The 21390-nt window shown below is 52.3% G+C and carries 21 protein-coding genes and 1 pseudogene; 11 read left to right on the forward strand and 11 right to left on the reverse strand.

Translation table 11 applies throughout. The features are described 5' to 3' along the window. Positions 1–57 precede the first annotated feature (57 nt). Together recQ and pldA are read right to left on the reverse strand one after the other, a co-directional pair. Complete coding sequence (recQ, locus tag KXD89_RS21640; protein WP_000035581.1) at positions 58–1887, reverse strand: ATP-dependent DNA helicase RecQ; 1830 nt, start codon at positions 1885–1887, stop codon at positions 58–60. A gap of 132 nt (positions 1888–2019) precedes the next feature. Beyond that, positions 2020–2889: a phospholipase A gene (pldA, locus tag KXD89_RS21645; RefSeq protein WP_001259700.1), complete on the reverse strand. Its 870-nt coding sequence runs from the start codon at positions 2887–2889 to the stop codon at positions 2020–2022. 164 nt (positions 2890–3053) lie between these two features. On the opposite strand from pldA, the gene yigI reads away from it, so the two are divergent. The 4 genes from yigI (at position 3054) to KXD89_RS21665 (ending at position 5332) form a co-directional block, all read left to right on the forward strand. Continuing rightward, positions 3054–3521, forward strand: coding sequence for an acyl-CoA thioesterase YigI (yigI, locus tag KXD89_RS21650; protein ID WP_001277142.1), 468 nt, complete (start codon positions 3054–3056; stop codon positions 3519–3521). Between the two features lie 51 nt (positions 3522–3572). After that, on the forward strand, positions 3573–4463 hold the full coding sequence (gene rarD / locus KXD89_RS21655) for an EamA family transporter RarD (protein ID WP_000339104.1): 891 nt from the start codon (positions 3573–3575) through the stop codon (positions 4461–4463). A 94-nt stretch (positions 4464–4557) separates the two neighbouring features. Next, positions 4558–4938 (forward strand): protein YigG, encoded by a 381-nt coding sequence (gene yigG, locus KXD89_RS21660; protein ID WP_000944218.1) that lies wholly within the window; start codon positions 4558–4560, stop codon positions 4936–4938. Positions 4939–4951: 13 nt separating this feature from the next. Beyond that, positions 4952–5332, forward strand: a complete 381-nt coding sequence (locus KXD89_RS21665) for a DUF2628 domain-containing protein (RefSeq protein WP_000032581.1) — start codon at positions 4952–4954, stop codon at positions 5330–5332. A 42-nt stretch (positions 5333–5374) separates the two neighbouring features. Here KXD89_RS21665 and corA read toward each other — a convergent pair whose 3' ends face one another. Together corA and ysgD are read right to left on the reverse strand one after the other, a co-directional pair. Continuing rightward, positions 5375–6325, reverse strand: coding sequence for a magnesium/cobalt transporter CorA (corA, locus tag KXD89_RS21670; RefSeq protein WP_000947159.1), 951 nt, complete (start codon positions 6323–6325; stop codon positions 5375–5377). A 151-nt stretch (positions 6326–6476) separates the two neighbouring features. Continuing rightward, positions 6477–6533, reverse strand: a complete 57-nt coding sequence (gene ysgD / locus KXD89_RS21675) for a protein YsgD (protein WP_211180520.1) — start codon at positions 6531–6533, stop codon at positions 6477–6479. 161 nt (positions 6534–6694) lie between these two features. Here ysgD and KXD89_RS21680 point away from each other — a divergent pair, with 161 nt between their 5' ends. After that, on the forward strand, positions 6695–7459 hold the full coding sequence (locus KXD89_RS21680) for a phosphodiester glycosidase family protein (RefSeq protein ID WP_000951133.1): 765 nt from the start codon (positions 6695–6697) through the stop codon (positions 7457–7459). Between the two features lie 146 nt (positions 7460–7605). Here the strand turns inward: KXD89_RS21680 and uvrD are convergent, their stop codons facing one another. The 6 genes from uvrD to KXD89_RS21710 form a co-directional block, all read right to left on the reverse strand. Further along, entirely contained in the window at positions 7606–9768 is a 2163-nt protein-coding gene (uvrD, locus tag KXD89_RS21685) for a DNA helicase II (protein ID WP_000383406.1), read from the reverse strand. Between the two features lie 83 nt (positions 9769–9851). After that, on the reverse strand, positions 9852–10568 hold the full coding sequence (yigB, locus tag KXD89_RS21690; RefSeq protein WP_001213584.1) for a 5-amino-6-(5-phospho-D-ribitylamino)uracil phosphatase YigB: 717 nt from the start codon (positions 10566–10568) through the stop codon (positions 9852–9854). Further along, the gene (xerC, locus tag KXD89_RS21695; protein ID WP_000130691.1) at positions 10568–11464 is read right to left on the reverse strand and encodes a tyrosine recombinase XerC; all 897 of its coding nucleotides are present in this window, start codon (positions 11462–11464) and stop codon (positions 10568–10570) included. The genes yigB and xerC overlap by 1 nt, the downstream gene beginning before the upstream one ends. Continuing rightward, complete coding sequence (locus KXD89_RS21700) at positions 11461–12168, reverse strand: DUF484 domain-containing protein (RefSeq protein ID WP_000812796.1); 708 nt, start codon at positions 12166–12168, stop codon at positions 11461–11463. The genes xerC and KXD89_RS21700 overlap by 4 nt, the downstream gene beginning before the upstream one ends. Beyond that, positions 12165–12989 carry a diaminopimelate epimerase gene (gene dapF / locus KXD89_RS21705; protein WP_001160654.1) on the reverse strand — a complete coding sequence of 275 codons (825 nt, stop codon included), beginning with the start codon at positions 12987–12989 and terminating at the stop codon, positions 12165–12167. Before dapF ends, KXD89_RS21700 begins: the two co-directional genes overlap by 4 nt. Positions 12990–13025: 36 nt before the next feature. Next, positions 13026–13229: a lipoprotein gene (locus KXD89_RS21710; RefSeq protein WP_000799889.1), complete on the reverse strand. Its 204-nt coding sequence runs from the start codon at positions 13227–13229 to the stop codon at positions 13026–13028. A 158-nt stretch (positions 13230–13387) separates the two neighbouring features. Between KXD89_RS21710 and KXD89_RS22375 the strand changes: the two are divergent. Together KXD89_RS22375 and cyaY are read left to right on the forward strand one after the other, a co-directional pair. Continuing rightward, a pseudogene (locus tag KXD89_RS22375) lies at positions 13388–13566 on the forward strand (DKNYY family protein); the annotation flags it as partial. A 125-nt stretch (positions 13567–13691) separates the two neighbouring features. Further along, positions 13692–14012, forward strand: coding sequence for an iron donor protein CyaY (gene cyaY, locus KXD89_RS21715; RefSeq protein ID WP_000999947.1), 321 nt, complete (start codon positions 13692–13694; stop codon positions 14010–14012). 39 nt (positions 14013–14051) lie between these two features. Here cyaY and cyaA read toward each other — a convergent pair whose 3' ends face one another. Then, on the reverse strand, positions 14052–16598 hold the full coding sequence (gene cyaA / locus KXD89_RS21720) for a class I adenylate cyclase (protein WP_000281668.1): 2547 nt from the start codon (positions 16596–16598) through the stop codon (positions 14052–14054). Positions 16599–16984: 386 nt separating this feature from the next. Between cyaA and hemC the strand changes: the two genes are divergently transcribed. From hemC to hemY, 4 genes are read left to right on the forward strand one after another with little or no spacing between them, the layout of a single operon-like run. Next, positions 16985–17926 carry a hydroxymethylbilane synthase gene (gene hemC / locus KXD89_RS21725; protein ID WP_001338644.1) on the forward strand — a complete coding sequence of 314 codons (942 nt, stop codon included), beginning with the start codon at positions 16985–16987 and terminating at the stop codon, positions 17924–17926. Then, the gene (gene hemD, locus KXD89_RS21730) at positions 17923–18663 is read left to right on the forward strand and encodes a uroporphyrinogen-III synthase (protein WP_000026046.1); all 741 of its coding nucleotides are present in this window, start codon (positions 17923–17925) and stop codon (positions 18661–18663) included. The genes hemC and hemD overlap by 4 nt, the downstream gene beginning before the upstream one ends. A gap of 21 nt (positions 18664–18684) precedes the next feature. Further along, positions 18685–19866: a uroporphyrinogen-III C-methyltransferase gene (hemX, locus tag KXD89_RS21735; RefSeq protein ID WP_000138997.1), complete on the forward strand. Its 1182-nt coding sequence runs from the start codon at positions 18685–18687 to the stop codon at positions 19864–19866. 2 nt (positions 19867–19868) lie between these two features. Then, entirely contained in the window at positions 19869–21065 is a 1197-nt protein-coding gene (gene hemY / locus KXD89_RS21740; RefSeq protein ID WP_000921791.1) for a protoheme IX biogenesis protein HemY, read from the forward strand. Positions 21066–21390 lie beyond the last annotated feature (325 nt).

The raw sequence follows: 21390 nt of genomic DNA on the forward strand, positions 1-21390 counted from the left end.
GACTCGCGGGGGAAACGTTTACGGAGTCTTCATACTGGCACTTTTTTATGCTGCTGACTACTCTTCGTCATCGCCATCAACATGCGCACGAATCAGCGCCATAAACGGTTTGCCAAAGCGTTCCAGCTTGCGCATCCCAACGCCGTTAACGCTGAGCATTTCGCTGGCGGTGATCGGCATCTGTTCAGCCATCTCAATCAAGGTTGCGTCGTTAAACACCACGTACGGCGGGACATTACTTTCATCGGCTATCGATTTACGCAGTTTGCGTAATTTGGCGAACAGTTTGCGATCATAGTTGCCGCCGAACGATTTCTGCATCGCTTTCGGTTTGAGCGCCACGATACGCGGCACGGCAAGTTGCAAAGAGGATTCGCCGCGCAGCACCGGGCGCGCGGCCTCTGTCAGTTGTAGGGCAGAATGCTGGGCAATATTTTGCGTCACCAGGCCGAGGTGAATCAGCTGGCGGATCACGCTCACCCAATGTTCATGGCTTTTATCACGGCCCATGCCATAGACTTTCAGTTTGTCATGACCATAGTCGCGGATACGCTGGTTATTAGCACCACGAATCACTTCCACCACATAACCCATCCCAAACCGCTGATTCACACGACCAATGGTGGAAAGGGCAATCTGAGCATCGGTTGAACCGTCGTACTGTTTCGGCGGATCGAGGCAGATATCGCAGTTCCCGCACGGCTCCTGACGCCCTTCGCCAAAATAGTTCAGCAATACCAGACGACGGCAAGTTTGCGCTTCGGCAAACGCGCCCATCGCATTGAGTTTGTGGCGCTCGATATCCTGCAACTGCCCCTGCGGCTTCTCTTCCAGACAACGGCGCAGCCACGCCATATCAGCCGGATCGTAAAACAGCATCGCTTCCGCGGGCAGGCCATCACGCCCGGCGCGTCCGGTTTCCTGATAATAGGATTCGATATTGCGCGGAATATCAAAGTGGACCACGAAGCGAACGTTTGGTTTATTGATGCCCATGCCGAACGCCACCGTCGCCACCACAATTTGCAGGTCATCGCGCTGGAATTTTTCCTGCACATCGGCGCGAACATTATTTTCCAGCCCGGCATGATAGGCCGCCGCGCTAATTCCCTTGCTTTGCAGGCGCGCAGCGGTGTCTTCTACTTTCGCGCGGCTGTTGCAGTAGATAATGCCTGACTTACCGCGCTGTTCCTGCACGTAGCGCATCAACTGATCGAGCGGTTTGAACTTCTCCATCAGCATGTAGCGAATATTCGGACGGTCAAAACTGCTGATTTGAATCAGCGGATCGTTCAGCCCCAGCAGGCGCACGATATCCTGGCGCGTGGTGTCGTCGGCTGTGGCGGTCAGCGCCATAAACGGCAGCGTCGGGAACCGCTGGCGCAACTGACCGAGCGCGGCATATTCCGGGCGGAAATCGTGGCCCCATTGGGAGATACAGTGCGCTTCATCAACGGCTAATAACACCGGATTCCAGTGCGCCAGATGCTCAAGAAAGTTATCCAGCATCAGGCGTTCCGGGGCGATATAAAGCAGACGAATTTGCCCGGTGCGGCAGCCTGTCATCACTTCAAGTTGCTGTTCGCGGGTTTGCGTCGAGTTAAGGCACGCCGCCGCCACGCCGTTGGCTTGCAGTTGATCCACCTGATCTTTCATCAACGAAATCAGCGGTGAAACAACCACGGTAAGGCCGTTTAGCAATAAGGCAGGGATTTGATAGCAAAGGGATTTTCCGCCACCAGTGGGCATGACGACGAGGCAATCGCGGCCGGAAAGCACAGTGTCGATAATTTCTTCCTGGCCGGGGCGAAACTGTTGGTAGCCAAAGGTTTCTTGTAAAACCTGTTTAGCTCCGGACTCCAGATTCAACACTTCCGCCTGCGCCACATTCACCCCGATTGCCTGAAATAAAAACAGGCGCTATTTTCAGCGCCTGCGCGAGAAACTGCAATGCTTTTAGTCTCTGAGAGGGTAATCCTGGATGCTGGATTCCAGATTTGCCAACCACTCAACCGTTCATCAAAACAAATCGTTTAGCATAACCCCCACACCGACACGGGTCTGGTTGAAGTTATAGTCGATGAGCGATTCGCCATAGCCGCTGTAAACCTGAGTATAAAGGCGCACATGTTTGGTGATCGGGTAACTTAAGCCTAACTCCGCGCCGCCGTAGCCGGTGTTCCAGTTGTACTGTCCTTTCGCACTGAGCACCGCATCACCGAGGTGATAGCCGATTTTAAGCTGGTAGTAACCCATATATTTGGTGATATCCGGGTTATCGTCAGTATTACCCACCACATACCACGGCTTCACTTCTACCAGCCAGTTACCGTTTTCTGCCATCAGGCGAGTATAAAGGCGGTTCCAGCTGCGGGAGGTCGGGTCGGAACGCCCGTTAGAGTCGTGGTTATACCCCATCTCCACATCGCGCAGCGTCCAACCTGCAAAACGGTAATCGGTGGCAAAACCGAGGAACAATTGCGGTTCGTAGTTGGTTTCACGAAACGGTGAAGACTCTTCGCTATTGGACAGTTGCCACCAGGATTTTTGCGTATAAGACGCACCCAACACCGAGTTCGGGCCTAAAATCCCACGCCACAGCGGAAATGCCAGGCTCAACTGAAACTTTACTTCATCCTTACGCGCATTTTCCGCCCAGTCGTAACTGGCAATCGCTTCTTTATTCAGATCGCTGGTTTGGGTGTAAATGAGGTAGTTGGTGTCATAAGGATAGAGCGTGAACGGATTGTCATGCTCCTGCAGCATATTGGCGATAATACTGCCACGCACCGCTGGCGCGTCATGCACCTCTTTCACCGTTGCCTCTTGTGCATATACTGCCATAGGCAACATAAACACCGGCAACAACCAGCCCTGCAGAGTCCGCATCGGTCGTGTTCTCCGTAACGAATTATTGATAAGGTGAATATTTTTCTGCGGGCTATTTTACATACTTAACTCCATAGCCGTTAGTTATCCCTTCCTAAAGTAGAAACCAACAACAAAGAAGCATAAAATCAACATTTCATTAACCAATGAAGTGTAAGGATGATATGTCTGCCGTACTGACCGCTGAACAAGCCCTGAAATTAGTGGGTGAGATGTTTGTTTATCACATGCCATTTAACCGCGCATTGGGGATGGAACTGGAGCGTTACGAAAAAGAGTTCGCACAGCTGGCCTTTAAAAATCAGCCAATGATGGTGGGCAACTGGGCGCAAAGCATTTTGCACGGCGGGGTCATTGCGTCGGCGCTGGATGTCGCCGCCGGTCTGGTGTGCGTGGGAAGTACCTTAACCCGCCACGAAACCATCAGTGAAGATGAACTACGCCAGCGGCTATCGCGGATGGGGACCATTGATCTTCGCGTTGATTATCTGCGCCCAGGCAGGGGCGAGCGTTTTACTGCTACTAGTAGCCTGTTGCGTGCAGGCAATAAAGTCGCCGTCGCCCGCGTTGAATTACACAATGAAGAACAGCTTTATATTGCCAGTGCCACCGCCACCTATATGGTAGGTTGAAGACATAAAAGCAGGTAAACTGCTGTTACCAATTAAAAATGAGTATTCCCGATGGATGCAAAACAAACGCGGCAGGGCGTATTACTCGCTCTTGCCGCTTATTTTATTTGGGGTATAGCGCCAGCGTACTTCAAGTTGATTTACTACGTGCCCGCCGATGAAATCCTGACGCATCGCGTGATCTGGTCGTTTTTCTTTATGGTGGTGCTGATGAGCATTTGCCGCCAGTGGTCCTATTTAAAAACGCTGATTCAGACGCCACAGAAAATTTTTATGCTGGCAGTCTCTGCCGTGCTGATTGGTGGCAACTGGCTACTGTTTATCTGGGCGGTGAACAATCACCATATGCTGGAAGCGAGCCTTGGTTACTTTATTAACCCGCTGGTGAACATTGTGCTGGGGATGATTTTCCTCGGCGAGCGATTCCGCCGGATGCAATGGCTGGCGGTGATTCTGGCGATATGTGGCGTGTTAGTCCAGCTGTGGACTTTTGGTTCGCTACCTATTATCGCGCTGGGACTGGCATTTAGTTTTGCCTTCTACGGTCTGGTACGCAAGAAGATTGCCGTTGAAGCGCAAACCGGCATGTTAATCGAAACCATGTGGCTGCTGCCCGTGGCGGCAATTTACCTGTTTGCTATTGCCGACAGCTCAACCAGCCATATGGGGCAAAACCCGATGTCGCTGAATTTACTGCTGATCGCCGCCGGTATTGTCACTACCGTACCGCTGTTGTGTTTTACCGCCGCTGCCACGCGCTTGCGTCTCTCAACGTTAGGCTTTTTCCAGTACATTGGCCCGACGCTGATGTTCCTGCTGGCTGTGACGTTTTATGGTGAAAAACCGGGTGCCGATAAGATGGTGACTTTCGCCTTTATTTGGGTGGCGCTGGCAATTTTTGTGATGGATGCGATTTATACGCAGCGTAGAACGTCCAAATAAAAAATAAATATATTCTGAAAAAATATGCCGACTCTTGCATGAGAGTGGGCATATTGCCATGCTGACCGGAGACTCATACAAGGATGTAAAATTTATGTTACGTATATTTATCCCAACATCTAACGGTAAGATTTCCAGACGTCGTTATATATTTTCATTTATTTTAATAAATTTCATTTTTGCCTTTCTTATTATCTTTTTTAACGATGGAGAAGCAGGCTTTCTTGTTATAGTCTCTACCATCGTACTCCATTATCTCGTCATCAACATGAATTGCCAGCGACTCCGTGATAGTGGTTTCATCTATATAAAAACTTATGTTTTTGGTACATTAGCAGTATATATCATCTCTATCATCACAATGATAGCCGAAGATTTTGCCTGTTCAGGCAATGGTTCGATGATTTTTTTGATTTGTTATTTTTCCACTTTCAGTATGCTAATGCTTGCACCTACTGATTCATCAAAACAATAGTTATGGAGTATTTATGAGTAAGGAATATATGAACGATGGTTCATTAAGTGAAAAATGGAAATACCGATTTAATTTTTATGATCAACATGGTTTTCCTGGATTCTGGGGGGCAACACCAGAATATAAAGCAGCATTTAAAGCATTAAAAGTAAGACAACGCTTAACTATTCAAATGAATTTCATTGCTTTCTTCTGTTCCTGGATATATTTATTTGTCCTGGGGTTATGGAAAAAAGCAATTATAGTTCTATTACTTGGTATTCTATCTCTATTTGTTGGTGCACTAATTGGCGTTAACATTCTGGGAATTGCCGTAGCAGCCTATGTTGCTGTTAACACAAACAAATGGTTCTATGAGAAAGAGGTAAAAGGGTTAAATACCTGGAGCCTTTGAATAACAGGTGGCTTAGCCAGACTAAGCCACCGCTCTCGTTTTTTACAACCAGTTCTTCCGCTTAAAGTACAGATACGGTGCCAGGCCCGCGAGGATCATAAAGATAATCGCGCCAGGGTAGCCGAAGCTCCACTTCAGTTCTGGCATAAACTCAAAGTTCATGCCATAGCTGGAAGCAACGAGCGTCGGCGGCAGGAATACCACGGATACCACCGAGAAGATTTTGATGATGCGGTTCTGCTCGATGTTGATAAAACCCATTGCCGCCTGCATCAGGAAGTTCACCTTCTGGAACAGGGATTCGTTATGCGGCAGCAGGGATTCGATATCTCGCAGGATTTCACGCGCCTGCTCCAGTTGCCCACCCGGTAAACGCGCTTTACGCACCAGGAAGTTGAGCGCGCGCTGGGTATCCATCAGACACAGGCGAACTTTCCAGCCGATATCTTCCAGTTCCGCCAGAGTGGAGAGCGCCTCGTCGTACTCATCGCCCTGATGCCCTTCCATAATCACCCGGCTCAACTGCTCCAGGTCGCTATAGATATTTTCAATTTCATCTGCCAACTGTTCGATTTTGGTTTCGAACAGATCCAGCAGCAACTCGTAGGCGTTACCGTCTACCATCGACTGGCTACGGGCACGCATACGATACAGACGAAAAGCGGGCAGTTCACGCTCACGCAGAGTAAACAGACGACCATCACGGATGGTAAATGCCACAGTGGAGTTACCGGCGTGATCTTCCGCATCTTCAAAGAAGAAGAAGGAGTGAATATGCAGGCCGTCGTCGTCTTCAAAGAAACGTGCCGATGCTTCGATGTCTTCCAGTTCCGGGCGGGTTGCCAGGCTCTGGCCAAGTTCAGATTGTACGCGCAGTCGCTCGTCGTCGTCCGGTTCGACAAGATCAATCCATACTGCATTTACAAGGGGTTGTGACTCTTCGACTTCCAGCCGGGTCAGTCGGTTATTTTCCAGTTGAAATGCGCTCAGCATGACCGGGACTCCCAATGCTTAAAATATCGGACAGTTCGGTGGGCACACAGAAACAAATTGGGTTTCAGACCATTAAACAGCCTGACTCAGCGCGACGGGAAAAATTGAGGTCGCTGACAACCGCTAAGGCTATCAGCAAAAAGGGATAGCCTTAGGAGTTGATCCTGGATGACAGGATAGTGAGCCAGTATCTACTGGGTGTGTCCAAGGCGAATGTCCTCTTAGAGTGATCGTGCGCGCATGTTACGCCAGCAAAATTTTGCCGTCAACACGCAACAGAACACCACAGAACAATAGTTGAACTTCGCGCTTTTTGGTACTCGTCAAGGTCGCTAACAGGATAAAAAAATCCCACATCCAGGACCTATAATGGCGCATCAGCTACTCATTGGTAAAGGAATGATCACCTTGAATCTCAAACGGATTTTTCTCGCCCTCACCTTACTTCCCTTGTTTGCTGTTGCCGCTGATGATTGCGCACTCTCAGATCCGACGCTGACCGTACAGGCGTATACCGTTAATCCTCAAACAGAGCGGGTGAAAATGTACTGGCAAAAAGCCAATGGCGAAGCGTGGGGAACGTTACATGCTCTGCTGGCGGATATTAATAGTCAGGGTCAGGTGCAGATGGCGATGAACGGCGGCATCTATGATGAAAGCTATGCGCCGCTCGGTTTGTACATCGAAAACGGTCAGCAGAAGGTGGCGTTAAATCTCGCTTCAGGTGAAGGGAATTTCTTTATCCGTCCTGGCGGCGTGTTTTATGTCGCGGGAGATAAAGTCGGCATCGTTCGTCTGGATGCCTTCAAAACCAGTAAAGAGATTCAGTTTGCGGTGCAGTCAGGGCCAATGTTGATGGAAAACGGTGTAATTAATCCGCGTATTCATCCCAACGTCGCCTCAAGCAAAATTCGTAACGGTGTTGGGATTAATAAACATGGGAACGCCGTGTTTTTGTTGAGCCAGCAGGCAACAAATTTTTATGATTTTGCCTGTTATGCCAAAGCGAAACTGAACGTTGAGCAGCTGCTTTATCTTGATGGCACGATTTCACATATGTATATGAAAGGCGGGGCAATCCCGTGGCAACGCTATCCTTTTGTCACCATGATTTCCGTCGAGCGGAAAGGTTAAAACGATAGTTTTGTGTCAGATACTGAAGATGGCGCAGATGCCGGATGCGGCGTAAACGCCCTATCCGGCCTACATGACGTTGCAATTTATTGAATCTGAATGATTTTTTAGGCCAAATAAGGTGCGCAGCACCGCATCCGGCAACGTTACACCGACTCCAGCCGGGCGTATGCCGCCACCAGCCATTTAATACCCTGGCCCTGAAATGCCACCTGCAAACGGCTATGCTCACCGCTGCCTTCCATATTGACAATGGTGCCTTCACCAAACTTAGCGTGGCGTACGCGCTGGCCGAGCTTGTAGCCGCTGTCGTTCTCGACCATCGGCGTACCCATCCGCTGATGGCTGACCGGGCGGCTTACCGTGGCGCGCAGGCGCACCTCTTCCACACACTCTTCCGGCAGCTCGCCGATAAAGCGCGACGGGCGATGGTAAACCTCTTTACCATACAGACGGCGGGTTTCCGCGTAGGTCAGCGTCAGTTTCTGCATCGCGCGGGTTACGCCAACGTAGGCCAGACGGCGTTCTTCTTCCAGACGCCCGCCTTCATCCAGCGACATCTGGCTTGGGAACATGCCCTCTTCCATACCAACGATAAACACCTGCGGGAACTCCAGGCCTTTCGCCGAGTGTAGCGTCATCAACTGCACCGCATCCTGCCAGGTATCCGCCTGCCCTTCACCTGCTTCCAGTGCCGCATGGGAGAGGAACGCCTGCAGCGGCATTAAATCTTCGTCTTCTTCGTTGTAGCTGAACTGGCGCGTTGCCGTCACCAGTTCCTCTAAGTTTTCGATACGCGTCTGACCTTTTTCGCCCTTCTCCTGCTCATACATGGTACGCAGGCCGGAGTCTTTAATTACCCGGTCAGTCTGTACATGCAGCGGCATATCGGCAGTTTCCTGCGCTAAGGCGTCGATTAATTCCATAAATCGCTGCAAGGCGCTGGCAGCTCGCCCGGCGAGGGCTTTTTCCTGCAACAGCTCACGACATGCCTGCCAGAGTGTTAACTGGCGATCGCGCGATGTCTGACGTACCACGTCCAGCGTCCGGTCACCAATACCCCGCGTTGGCGTATTCACCACACGCTCAAAGGCCGCGTCGTCGTTGCGGTTGGCAATCAGGCGCAGATACGAGAGCGCATCTTTGATTTCCTGGCGTTCGAAGAAGCGCATCCCGCCGTAAATACGGTACGGCATACTGGCCTGCAATAACGCCTCTTCGAGCACCCGCGACTGGGCGTTGCTGCGGTAGAGAATGGCGCACTCGGCAAGCGCTCCGCCGTTGTCCTGCCAGGTTTTGATGCGGTTAACCACAAAACGCGCTTCATCGAGTTCGTTAAAAGCGCAATAGAGGGAAATAGGCTCACCGTCCGCGCCATCGGTCCACAGTTTTTTACCCAGACGCCCGTTATTGTTTTCAATCAGGGCGTTAGCGGCGCTCAGAATATTGCTGGTAGAGCGGTAGTTTTGCTCCAGACGAATAGTTTCGGCACCGGGGAAATCATTAAGGAAACGCTGAATATTCTCCACCTGCGCCCCGCGCCAGCCGTAGATTGACTGGTCGTCATCACCGACGATCATCACTTTGCCGGTGTCGCCCGCCAGCAGGCGGATCCACGCGTACTGAATGTTGTTGGTATCCTGGAATTCGTCCACCAGGATATTGGTAAAACGTTCGCGGTAGTGTTGCAGGATATGCGGCTTGTTAAGCCACAACTCGTGAGCGCGCAGCAGCAGCTCGGCGAAGTCCACCAGGCCCGCGCGGTCACACGCTTCCTGATACGCCTGATACACCTTCTGCCAGGTCTGCTCCACCGGATTACCGTAGCTTTGAATATGATGCGGACGCAGGCCTTCATCTTTCTGGCTGTTGATGTACCACATTGCCTGCCGCGGCGGCCACTGCTTCTCGTCGAGGTTCATGGCTTTGATCAGACGCTTAAGCAGGCGTAGCTGGTCTTCACTGTCGAGGATCTGGAAATCCTGCGGCAGATTGGCGTCCATATGGTGCGCACGCAGCAAACGGTGCGCCAGCCCGTGGAAGGTGCCGACCCACATACCGCCCTGGCTCGTGCCCATCAGTTGCCCGATACGATGACGCATCTCCGCCGCCGCTTTGTTGGTAAACGTCACCGCCATAATCGAGTATGGCGAGCAGTTTTCCACGCTCATCAACCAGGCGATACGATGCACCAGTACGCGCGTCTTACCACTGCCCGCGCCCGCCAGCACCAGAAGGTTGCTGCGTGGCGCGGCCACCGCTTCGCGCTGTTTGTCATTAAGGCTGTCGAGCAGGTAAGAAACGTCCATTGGCACCGCCGCGTAAAAATAGGTTGGGCGGAGAAGCGCAACGCCCTCCGCCAAAAAGCTGGGTATATATACAGATTTGCTGATTATATCAGCGAGGTCAGAGATGCCAACCGGGAAATTTCCAGATGCGGCAGTAAACGGCTGTCCCAGGTTTGCATCAGATCGCCATTTTCCGGTCTGATCCAACAAGCCTGCATTCCGCTGCGAATTGCCCCACCCACGTCAGTGGTGAGATCGTCCCCAACATGTAAGATCTCGCCGATCGGCACGTTGAGTTTTTCCGCAGCCAAAAAGTACATATCGCTGAACGGTTTTGAGCGCCCGTGCGGGCCAGCGCGCAGCACAAACTCAAAATAATCCCCCAAACCAAACAGCTCCGGCTGGGCGTTACCGTTGGTGATCGCCACCAGCGGCCATTTCTTCGCCAGCTGTTTTAAGGTGTCGTGAGTTTGCTGCGGGACGTCGATTCGGCTGCGCCATTTGGCAAAGTTGATCATTGCTGCGTGTGCGCCTGCACTGGCTTCTTCGGCACTCAGCCCGGCGTCGAGCATCGCTTGTTCAATCGAACGAAAACGCCAGCGCGTCACGTCGTGATAAATCTCGGGTTCCGCTTCCCGTACCGCCTGGCGCAGGCGTTGCAGATCTTCATTCTGGAAGCTGCGCAGCGCCGGATGATAATTTTGCACAAAGGTAAGCGCCTCTCGCTCGGTGCGCAAAATCACCGGACGGTTATCGTAAAGGGTATCATCCAGGTCAAAGGTGAGCGCCGAGATGCGCCCCAAAGGCCGGTAAAAACGCATTATTTCCCCCGTTTGGCGCGTGGATGCGCCGCATCGTACACCGAGGCAAGGTGTTGAAAATCAAGATGAGTATAGATTTGCGTGGTGGAGAGGTTGGCATGACCCAGCAGCTCCTGCACACCACGAAGATCGCCGCTCGACTCCAGCATATGCGTGGCGAACGAGTGACGTAATTTATGCGGATGAACGTGATTATTCAGCCCTTGTTTTATGCCCCATTCGGCAAAGCGTTTCTGCACATTACGCGCGGAGATACGCTTGCCCAGTTTCGACAGAAAAAGCGCGTCGTCTTCGCTACCAAACAGGTCGCGCAAATCAAGCCAGTGCTCAATCCACGCCACAGCGTTGCGACCAATCGGCAGGCGGCGCTCTTTGCTGCCTTTCCCCATAACCCACACTTCACCAGACTCCAGGTCGAGGTGTTTAATATCCAGCCCCACCAGCTCAGAAAGACGCAGACCCGCGCCGTACATCACTTCCAGCATTGCACGGTCGCGTACAGCGAGGGGATCATTGATATCAATATCCAGCAGCCGATTCATATCGTCGACGTCGATGTTTTTCGGCAGATGACGCGGCGCTTTCGGTGCCGAAACACCTTTCGCCGGGTTAGCTTTGAGTTCGTTCTGGCTGACCAGCCAGTCAAAAAAGCTACGTAGCGCAGAAAGCCGTAACGCCAGACTTGCTGCTCCCAGCCCTTTACGGCGACTGCGTACAGCAAAATTGCGCACCATCGTCACATCACATTGCTGCCAGCTTTGCAGGCCGTTTTCGCTGGCAAAATTGATGATCGCCTCAAGCTGACGCTGGTAGTTAAGCAGGGTTATCGGGCTAAGCTGGCGCTCCACGCTCAGATAACGTAGGTAGCGTTCTACATCGGTGTGTAAATCGGTCATACGCGTTCAATCCAACGCTCCAGAAGCTCCGGCAACATCAGCGCAATTTCATGAAGTAACTGCGTTCCTTGCCCTTGTTGATAGTGACTGGCATCGCGACTGGTAAACAGCACGACACCCAAATCAGCATCGCTTCCCAGCATCGACATCGCCACCGATCCCACCGCTTTCGCTTCCGGTAGCACCACCAGCAGCTCTGGTCCGTTAAGCGGCCCAAGATAGTGCTGTTCCTGCCCCAAACGCTGAATACGCAGCGGTTCGAAAGACTGACGGCTTAATGCCAGATGAGTGTGGTTCGACGGCGCACCTAAGCGCCAGCGATCCGGAAACAGGCGCAGACTCGCACCTGCCAGGCCGAGATCGCGCGCCCAGCGGTGAAAGCGCATCAGCATATCGTCGAGACTGCTGGCGGCGGTGAGACTGCGCTGCAGGTAGAGTAGGCGATAAAACAGGCCTTCGTTGGCGATAGCCTGTTCCATCAACAGCGCCATGTTCTCTTCCAGAACATGAATATGATTACGTGCGCGGGCCATGTGCCACTCGACCAACGAAACGGTGCCGCGTACCGGATGCGGCACACGTATCGCTTCTACTGCGCGCGCATTACGGATAAAAAACTCAGGATTTTTAATCAGATAATCGACAACCGCCCGGTCATCAAGCTCCGTGAGTGTTTCCTGCAGTTCTTCCCCTGGTTGCTTCATAGATGAATAAATCCGTCGTAGACATGTACCGCCGGGCCAGTCATATATAACGGGTGACCCGGACCTTTCCAGGCGATATCAAGACGACCGCCGGGGAGTTCCACGCGTACTTCTTCGGCCAGCAAACCTTGCTGAATCCCTACTGCAACCGCCGCACACGCGCCGCTGCCGCAGGCCTGGGTTTCTCCTGCCCCACGCTCATAAACGCGTAAACGAATATGCTCGCGCTTAACCACTTGCATAAAACCGATATTGGCGCGCTCCGGAAAACGCTCGTGGCTTTCCAGAACAGGACCAAGCGTTTCTACCGCCGCGGTATCGACATCATCGACCTGAATCACGCAATGCGGATTTCCCATCGACACCACGCCGCATAAGATTGTCTGCTCGGCGGCGCGCATAATATAGGTCTTTTCCGCTTTGTTAGCGCGAAACGGCACGGCGGAAGGTTCGAAGTTGGGTTCGCCCATATTTACGCGGACCAGATCATCATCGGTGACGGTCAGAACCATCCGCCCGTTGGCGGTGCTGACGCGGATATCACGCTTATTGGTCAGTCCTTTCAGACGCACAAAACGGGCAAAGCAGCGCGCACCGTTGCCGCACTGCGCCACTTCACTGCCATCAGCATTGAAAATGCGATAGTGAAAATCCAGTTCAGGATCATACGGCGGCTCAACCACCAGCAGTTGGTCAAACCCTACCCCCAGGTGCCGATCAGCCAGGCGACGAATCAGCTCCGGTGAAAAAAAGACATTCTGCGTTACCGCGTCGACGACCATAAAATCGTTGCCAAGGCCATGCATTTTCGAGAACTGCATCATTTACTCCAATCACGCGGGTACAGAAACTGACTTTTAGTAATTCACCTGGGATGGACCATCGCCAGTGGCGCGATCGTTTTTATCCGGCACCGTGGATTGCGTTTGCGTCTCTACCGGTTTGGTCGGCGGCGGTGCGTTTTTATCTGCAGGCGGGAAATAGAGCGGACCTTTCAGACCGCAGCCCGTCAGGCTGAAGAGAGTAAGTAATACAGTGAGTGCCTTAAACACGTTTTTCATTATGGATTGCCTGTAAAGTTCATCGCTTTCTGCTTTCTATCATCGCAGGAGAAGACGTAAAAGCAAGCGTTTAGCGACTCTTTATGAAGTCTGAAAAGTGAGGAAATGCTGCGAGTATAACGCTTACTCGTGGGGATTTATGTTTTGCTGGTAGTTTCGTGATCGGCACCTCGCGCCAGGATGGCTTTATGCACTATCGCAATGTGGTTTGTTTGTTGTCTTTTTTAGTTCCGTCAGCGTGAGGATGCTCGCTCGGTAAACCTGATCATAATGTTTACCAGAAACAGGGAAAGACGTGGTGTAACTGCGCCCTAATGAAGAGACAAATCTTTCGCTACACAGAGACATCATTATTCCGGTGACGGATGAATCGTGCCGGAACGCAGCCGCAGAGGTGCAAACTTTGAAGCCCTGACCCCATGCCGCTATACTGCCGCCATCACTTAAAAACAGGATACAACAATGAACGACAGTGAATTTCATCGCCTGGCTGATCAACTCTGGCTGACCATTGAAGAACGCCTGGACGACTGGGATGGCGACAGCGATATCGACTGCGAAATCAACGGCGGCGTACTGACCATTACCTTTGAGAATGGCAGCAAAATCATTATCAACCGCCAGGAGCCGCTGCACCAGGTATGGCTGGCAACCAAACAGGGCGGCTACCATTTTGACCTGAAAGGCGATGAGTGGATTTGTGATCGCAGCGGCGAAACCTTCTGGGATTTGCTGGAACAGGCGGCGACGCAGCAGGCGGGTGAAACAGTCAGTTTCCGCTAAGATTGCATGCCGGATAAGCCTCGCTTTCCGGCACGTTCATCACGAAAAATATTGCTGTAATAGCGGCGTATCGTGATCCTGATTGGCAGGCGGCATGTTACCGATAGATTTTGTGCGGAACGGAATCACCTGTTCACGACCATCAACCTTCACAATCTGATAGAACTGCGGCAGGTTGAAGTTGATGAAGCTTGAGCCGTAGGTAAAACGGTCATGCGATGACGAGTAGAAGCGACTGACGTCACGTACCAGCTCCTCTTTGCTGCCTTCGCAGTGGTGATATACCTCAACCCGGTTGCTTTCGTCGAGAATGTAGATATTAAAGCCATTCTCGTCTTGCGTTTCTTCGAAAAAGAACTGGATGATCCCTTCGCTGGCAAAGCCGTCCACCACCGCCGGTAATTTGACGTGATTGGTTTCAACCTGCACTGACAGGCCGTGCAGTTTGTTATGCGAAATCGCGCCATAAAACTCGATGGCGTTTTCCAGTTTCTGTACCGATACATTCAGGCGTTCGAAGAACAACCCCCAGGTTTGACCAGAAACGCGCAGCGCCTTGAAACGCCCGGTTTCCTGGCGGGTGCTGGAAAGACGCAATTCAATACACTCAGAAACCAGTTGCTGCACGCGAGTACGAATTAAGCCGCGCAGATGCTGGCTATAACAGAAGACTTCCACGCTATCTGGCGGTGCGGCGTCCTGATGCATTTTGCCGAGAATAGTTTTCAGGGCTTCGATCATCGATTGCTCGCCGTTGAAGTGCAGCGTACGCACTTCGTTCCACGAGTTGCGGTACAGCAGGTCAACGCTACCTACCAGGCAATTTTGATTCTCGCCAAAGCTGAAGACATCCAGCTTACGGAAATCGAAATGCACCACCTGATTGCGGAACGCCGCTGTCGGGTCATATTCCAGGTTAACGATAATCGCCAGATGGCGGATCTCACACGGGCTGTAGAGCGCCTTCGGTGTCGGTGCAGGTAAGCGCAGCGGGAAATGGTGCGACACGTCGGCGACCATCTCCTGCAACTTAGGCAAATCGACAATGCCGTTACCTTTAATATACAAACGGGTGCGCGAGGTCAGCAGGCCGTTAAACCATGCCCACGCCACCAGTTTATTCAGGTAACGGTTATATTCCAGCGGCTGATGGCTGATGATCGACTCAATATTTGGCGCGCGGTTATACAGATACCAACCTGAACGGTTAGCCCGGCCCGGCGGCACATAAATAAAGGTCAGATTCGGTTCCGAGAGATCGGGTGAAATCTGCGGGTTTACCAGCGTCACTTTACCTGGTAATGCTTCAAACGCGGCATACAGCTTACGCGTCAGCACGCCGATATCCTGCGGACTGGCGGAGACGCTAAGGTTATTGCGACGCGCAAAGCGGATCAGATTACGGTAGCTCTGCATCATCGCGTCGAGCAACTCGTTGTGCGCCTCACGCACCTGATCAATCTTCCAGTTAGCGCGGTTATCGAGCATTGCCAGACGAGCTTCGTCCCAACCCCACTCGCTCACTAACTGGCTCAACACTGCGCGACGCCAGCCTACGCAGGCGCGTTCACGGCTGAGCTTTTCGCACACTTTTAAATAGAAGCAGCGACGTACTAAATCCAGACGGGTAAAATCTTCAATCGCCGTCAGGTATTCAGTAACACGCTCCAGCATCATGCAGTATGGATCGAGACCAAACGATACAATCTCGCCGTCGTGCAAACGCTGTTTGATATCTTTCGCCAGCAGACGTGGGTTCGGGTATTCCCAGGAATAGGCTTCCAGCAGCAGTGTTTTCAGTACCGCTTTGTATGGGGAATCGATACTCTTGTAGAGCTGCCAAAGGCTGGCACCAAAGTACTCTTCAGCAGAAAGCGAGCTTAAGCCACCGAGATCCAGCCATTCATTTGGCGTCAGCACGCCCTGCGCGTAAAGCGTCATCACATAGTCGTCGTAATGCTCTTCTTCGTCGCACGGCACCATATTCCACAGAATACGCTTACCGGCGAGACGCACGGCGGTACGATAAAATTCGTCAAGCAGCAGTATATGCTGGGTGGAGCCACAATCTTCGCCCCCCAGGCTGCCGCTTTCATTATGACGGAAGCGGTTTTCATCAATCAGGAAGAAGCTGACTTCCACACCCAGCGAGGCGGCCCAGTTTTCCAGCAGGCTACATTTACGTTGTAGCAATTGGCGCTCTTCGCTATCGAGCCAGGATTGATGACAGACCCAGATATCCAGGTCAGAGGAACAACTTTGCCCTACGGACGAGGTGCTGCCCATGGTGTATACACCAGTAATTGGAAGCTCACCTTTCGGCGGATCCTGTACTGACATTCCACGATACAGTTCAAGCTCGTTCAGGTAGTGGCGTTGAGTTTCATCAGGCGTGTAAAGGCAAATGCCTTTGGGAACGTTACCATCAAGGTAACCCGGCATTAGCGGATGGTGATAGTGCAACAATGTCGGCAGTAGACTGTAGACCTGTTGGAATGCAGGCCCCATAGCAGCAAGCGCGCGATCCACACGCAATTGATTTATGGCATCCAGTCTCTGTTTCAGAGTCTCAATATAGAGGTACAAGACGTATCGCCTGATTTGCTACCCGTCATGACTGTGATTCCGCCAACATCAACGGTAACACGCGGCATTCGGGATATTTCGTATGTCAAAGGTAACCGTTACCACTTTTCGCGCCTGGTTTTTTTAGTTTCACGACGAAAAAATGGTCTAAAACGTGATCAATTTAACACCTTGCTGATTGACCGTAAAGAAAGATGCGCTACATACAAGTGTAGCACCGTTTATTCTCTGTAAATTCCTTATTACAACGGCGTGAAACGCCTGTCAGGATCCACTGCCAGACCTCATTTTACGGTTTGCGCAGGCGTCTACGTTTCACCACAACACTGACATCACTCTGGCAAGGATGTTAGGATGGACCACGGATGATAATGACGGTAACAAGCATGTTAGACAATGTTTTAAGAATTGCCACACGCCAAAGCCCACTTGCACTCTGGCAGGCACACTATGTCAAAGACAAGTTGATGGCGAGCCATCCGGGCCTGGTCGTTGAACTGGTACCGATGGTGACGCGCGGCGATGTGATTCTTGATACGCCGCTGGCGAAAGTAGGCGGAAAAGGCTTATTTGTAAAAGAGCTGGAAGTCGCGCTCCTCGAAAATCGCGCCGATATCGCCGTACACTCAATGAAAGATGTGCCGGTTGAATTCCCGCAAGGTCTGGGACTGGTCACTATTTGTGAGCGTGAAGATCCTCGCGATGCCTTTGTGTCCAATAACTATGACAGTCTGGATGCGTTACCGGCAGGCAGTATCGTCGGGACGTCCAGTTTACGTCGCCAGTGCCAACTGGCTGAACGCCGTCCGGATCTGATTATCCGCTCCCTGCGCGGCAACGTCGGCACTCGCCTGAGCAAACTGGATAACGGCGAATACGATGCCATCATTCTTGCCGTAGCCGGACTAAAACGTTTAGGTCTGGAGTCACGTATTCGCGCCGCGTTGCCACCCGAGATTTCTCTTCCGGCGGTAGGACAAGGTGCGGTGGGTATTGAATGCCGCCTTGATGATTCACGCACTCGCGAGCTGCTTGCCGCGCTGAATCACCACGAAACTGCACTGCGCGTTACCGCAGAACGCGCCATGAATACCCGTCTCGAAGGCGGATGTCAGGTGCCAATTGGTAGCTACGCCGAGCTTATTGATGGCGAAATCTGGCTGCGTGCGCTGGTCGGCGCGCCGGACGGTTCGCAGATTATTCGCGGTGAACGCCGCGGTGCGCCGCAAGATGCCGAACAAATGGGGATTTCGCTGGCAGAAGAGCTACTGAATAACGGCGCGCGCGAGATCCTCGCTGAAGTCTATAACGGAGACGCCCCGGCATGAGTATCCTTGTCACCCGCCCGTCTCCCGCTGGAGAAGAGTTAGTGAGCCGTCTGCGCACACTGGGGCAGGTGGCCTGGCATTTTCCGCTGATTGAGTTTTCTCCGGGTCAACAATTACCGCAACTTGCTGATCAACTGGCAGCGCTGGGGGAGAGCGATCTGTTGTTTGCCCTCTCGCAACACGCGGTTGCTTTTGCCCAATCACAGCTGCATCAGCAAGATCGTAAATGGCCCCGACTACCTGATTATTTCGCCATTGGACGCACCACCGCACTGGCACTACATACCGTAAGTGGACAGAAGATTCTCTACCCGCAGGATCGGGAAATCAGCGAAGTCTTGCTACAATTACCTGAATTACAAAATATTGCGGGCAAACGTGCGCTGATATTACGTGGCAATGGTGGTCGTGAGCTAATTGGGGATACCCTGACGGCGCGCGGTGCTGAGGTCACTTTTTGTGAATGTTATCAACGATGCGCAATCCATTACGATGGTGCAGAAGAAGCGATGCGCTGGCAAGCCCGCGAGGTGACGATGGTCGTTGTTACCAGCGGTGAAATGTTGCAGCAACTCTGGTCGCTGATCCCACAATGGTATCGTGAGCACTGGTTACTACACTGTCGACTATTGGTCGTCAGTGAGCGTTTGGCGAAACTCGCCCGGGAACTGGGCTGGCAAGACATTAAGGTCGCCGATAACGCTGACAACGATGCGCTTTTACGGGCATTACAATAACTCTCATAACAGGAAGCCATAATGACGGAACAAGAAAAAACCTCCGCCGTGGTTGAAGAGACCAGGGAGGCCGTGGACACCACGTCACAACCTGTCGCAACAGAAAAAAAGAGTAAGAACAATACCGCATTGATTCTCAGCGCGGTGGCTATCGCTATTGCTCTGGCGGCGGGCATCGGTTTGTATGGCTGGGGTAAACAACAGGCCGTCAATCAGACCGCCACCAGCGATGCCCTGGCTAACCAACTGACGGCATTGCAAAAAGCCCAGGAGAGCCAAAAAGCCGAGCTGGAAGGCATTATTAAGCAACAAGCTGCACAACTTAAGCAGGCGAATCGTCAGCAAGAAACGCTGGCAAAACAGTTGGATGAAGTCCAACAAAAGGTCGCCACCATTTCCGGCAGCGATGCTAAAACCTGGCTGCTGGCTCAGGCCGATTTTCTGGTGAAACTCGCCGGACGGAAGCTGTGGAGCGATCAGGACGTCACGACCGCTGCAGCGTTGCTGAAAAGTGCAGACGCCAGCCTGGCGGATATGAATGACCCGAGTCTGATTACCGTTCGTCGGGCAATTACCGATGATATCGCCAGCCTTTCTGCAGTATCGCAGGTGGATTATGACGGCATCATCCTTAAGCTTAATCAGCTTTCAAATCAGGTAGATAACCTGCGTCTGGCCGATAATGACAGCGATGGTTCGCCGATGGATTCAGACGGTGAAGAGCTTTCCAGTTCCATCAGCGAATGGCGTATCAATCTGCAAAAAAGCTGGCAGAACTTTATGGACAACTTCATTACGATTCGCCGTCGTGATGACACCGCCGTACCGCTGTTAGCGCCAAATCAGGATATCTATCTGCGCGAAAATATTCGCTCTCGCCTGCTGGTCGCAGCACAAGCTGTACCGCGTCACCAGGAAGAGACTTATCGCCAGGCGCTGGAGAACGTCTCCACCTGGGTACGTGCTTACTACGATACTGATGATGCCACCACCAAAGCGTTCCTCGACGAGGTGGACCAGTTAAGCCAGCAAAATATCTCGATGGATCTTCCGGAAACCCTGCAAAGCCAGGCGATGCTGGAAAAACTGATGCAGACTCGCGTGCGTAACCTGCTGGCACAACCGGCAGCGGGGACAACGGAAGCTAAACCTGCACCTGCACCGCAAGCTGATACTCCGGCAGCCGCGCCGCAAGGAGAATAACCATGCTAAAAGTGTTATTGCTCTTTGTGTTGCTGATTGCGGGGATCGTGGTTGGCCCGATGATTGCCGGCCATCAGGGTTATGTGCTGATCCAGACCGACAACTACAATATCGAAACCAGCGTCACGGGCCTGGCGATCATATTGATTCTGGCGATGGTAGTGCTGTTTGCCATTGAGTGGCTACTGCGGCGGATCTTCCGCACTGGCGCGCACACCCGTGGGTGGTTTGTCGGACGTAAGCGTCGCCGTGCACGTAAGCAGACCGAACAGGCGCTGCTGAAACTGGCGGAAGGCGATTATCAGCAAGTTGAAAAGCTGATGGCGAAAAATGCCGATCACGCGGAACAACCGGTGGTGAACTATCTACTGGCTGCCGAAGCCGCGCAACAACGTGGTGATGAAGCACGCGCCAACCAACATCTGGAACGCGCAGCGGAGCTGGCCGGCAACGACACCATTCCGGTAGAAATCACCCGCGTACGTCTGCAACTGGCCCGTAATGAAAACCATGCTGCACGCCACGGCGTGGATAAGCTGCTGGAAGTTACGCCACGCCATCCGGAAGTATTACGTCTGGCGGAACAGGCGTATATCCGCACAGGTGCATGGAGTTCGCTGCTGGATATTATCCCATCAATGGCGAAAGCCCATGTTGGTGATGAAGAACATCGTGCAATGCTGGAACAACAGGCATGGATTGGCCTGATGGATCAGGCGCGTGCCGATAACGGTAGCGAAGGTTTGCGTAACTGGTGGAAAAACCAAAGCCGGAAAACGCGTCATCAGGTAGCGTTGCAGGTGGCAATGGCGGAACATCTTATTGAATGTGACGATCATGATACTGCCCAGCAAATTATCATCGATGGCCTGAAACGCCAGTACGACGATCGCCTACTGCTGCCGATTCCTCGACTGAAAACAAACAATCCGGAACAGCTGGAAAAAGTGCTGCGCCAGCAAATCAAAAACGTCGGCGATCGCCCGCTGTTGTGGAGCACACTGGGCCAGTCACTGATGAAGCACGGAGAATGGCAGGAAGCATCGCTCGCCTTCCGCGCAGCGCTGAAACAACGTCCGGACGCCTACGATTACGCATGGCTTGCCGACGCGCTGGACAGACTGCACAAGCCGGAAGAAGCTGCAGCTATGCGTCGCGACGGTTTGATGTTAACGTTGCAGAATAACCCGCCACAGTAGTTCCTTCTCACCCGGAGGCAAGCACCTCCGGGGCCTTCCTGATACATAAAAAAACGCCTGCTCTTATTACGGAGCAGGCGTTAAAACAGGTCTGTATGACAACAAGTGGGTGCTTCACTCAACGTTGTGTCCATGGTGTCTGATGAGGCATAAGCGACATCTGTCAGTGGACGATAAGCACCGTAAACGGCTCTGCGTCATTCCGGAGTTTATGAGGCACTAAGGCGAACATAAGAGATGGAATGAGCATCTACTCGTTTATTATGCCACAGAGAATCGGGAAATAACATCCCTTAACACTTGTTATGAGATAATTCTGTAATCC

The organism is Escherichia sp. TC-EC600-tetX4, from assembly GCF_019356055.1.
Taxonomy (GTDB): domain Bacteria; phylum Pseudomonadota; class Gammaproteobacteria; order Enterobacterales; family Enterobacteriaceae.

Bases quoted from the DNA above. Each gene is read 5' to 3' on its own strand.
- pldA (WP_001259700.1), bottom strand. From the start codon at position 2,889: ATGCGGACTCTGCAGGGCTGGTTGTTGCCGGTGTTTATGTTGCCTATG.
- yigI (WP_001277142.1), top strand. From the start codon at position 3,054: ATGTCTGCCGTACTGACCGCTGAACAAGCCCTGAAATTAGTGGGTGAG.
- rarD (WP_000339104.1), top strand. From the start codon at position 3,573: ATGGATGCAAAACAAACGCGGCAGGGCGTATTACTCGCTCTTGCCGCT.
- yigG (WP_000944218.1), top strand. From the start codon at position 4,558: ATGTTACGTATATTTATCCCAACATCTAACGGTAAGATTTCCAGACGT.
- KXD89_RS21665 (WP_000032581.1), top strand. From the start codon at position 4,952: ATGAGTAAGGAATATATGAACGATGGTTCATTAAGTGAAAAATGGAAA.
- corA (WP_000947159.1), bottom strand. From the start codon at position 6,325: ATGCTGAGCGCATTTCAACTGGAAAATAACCGACTGACCCGGCTGGAA.
- KXD89_RS21680 (WP_000951133.1), top strand. From the start codon at position 6,695: ATGGCGCATCAGCTACTCATTGGTAAAGGAATGATCACCTTGAATCTC.
- uvrD (WP_000383406.1), bottom strand. From the start codon at position 9,768: ATGGACGTTTCTTACCTGCTCGACAGCCTTAATGACAAACAGCGCGAA.
- yigB (WP_001213584.1), bottom strand. From the start codon at position 10,568: ATGCGTTTTTACCGGCCTTTGGGGCGCATCTCGGCGCTCACCTTTGAC.
- xerC (WP_000130691.1), bottom strand. From the start codon at position 11,464: ATGACCGATTTACACACCGATGTAGAACGCTACCTACGTTATCTGAGC.
- KXD89_RS21700 (WP_000812796.1), bottom strand. From the start codon at position 12,168: ATGAAGCAACCAGGGGAAGAACTGCAGGAAACACTCACGGAGCTTGAT.
- dapF (WP_001160654.1), bottom strand. From the start codon at position 12,989: ATGCAGTTCTCGAAAATGCATGGCCTTGGCAACGATTTTATGGTCGTC.
- KXD89_RS21710 (WP_000799889.1), bottom strand. From the start codon at position 13,229: ATGAAAAACGTGTTTAAGGCACTCACTGTATTACTTACTCTCTTCAGC.
- cyaY (WP_000999947.1), top strand. From the start codon at position 13,692: ATGAACGACAGTGAATTTCATCGCCTGGCTGATCAACTCTGGCTGACC.
- hemC (WP_001338644.1), top strand. From the start codon at position 16,985: ATGTTAGACAATGTTTTAAGAATTGCCACACGCCAAAGCCCACTTGCA.
- hemD (WP_000026046.1), top strand. From the start codon at position 17,923: ATGAGTATCCTTGTCACCCGCCCGTCTCCCGCTGGAGAAGAGTTAGTG.
- hemX (WP_000138997.1), top strand. From the start codon at position 18,685: ATGACGGAACAAGAAAAAACCTCCGCCGTGGTTGAAGAGACCAGGGAG.
- hemY (WP_000921791.1), top strand. From the start codon at position 19,869: ATGCTAAAAGTGTTATTGCTCTTTGTGTTGCTGATTGCGGGGATCGTG.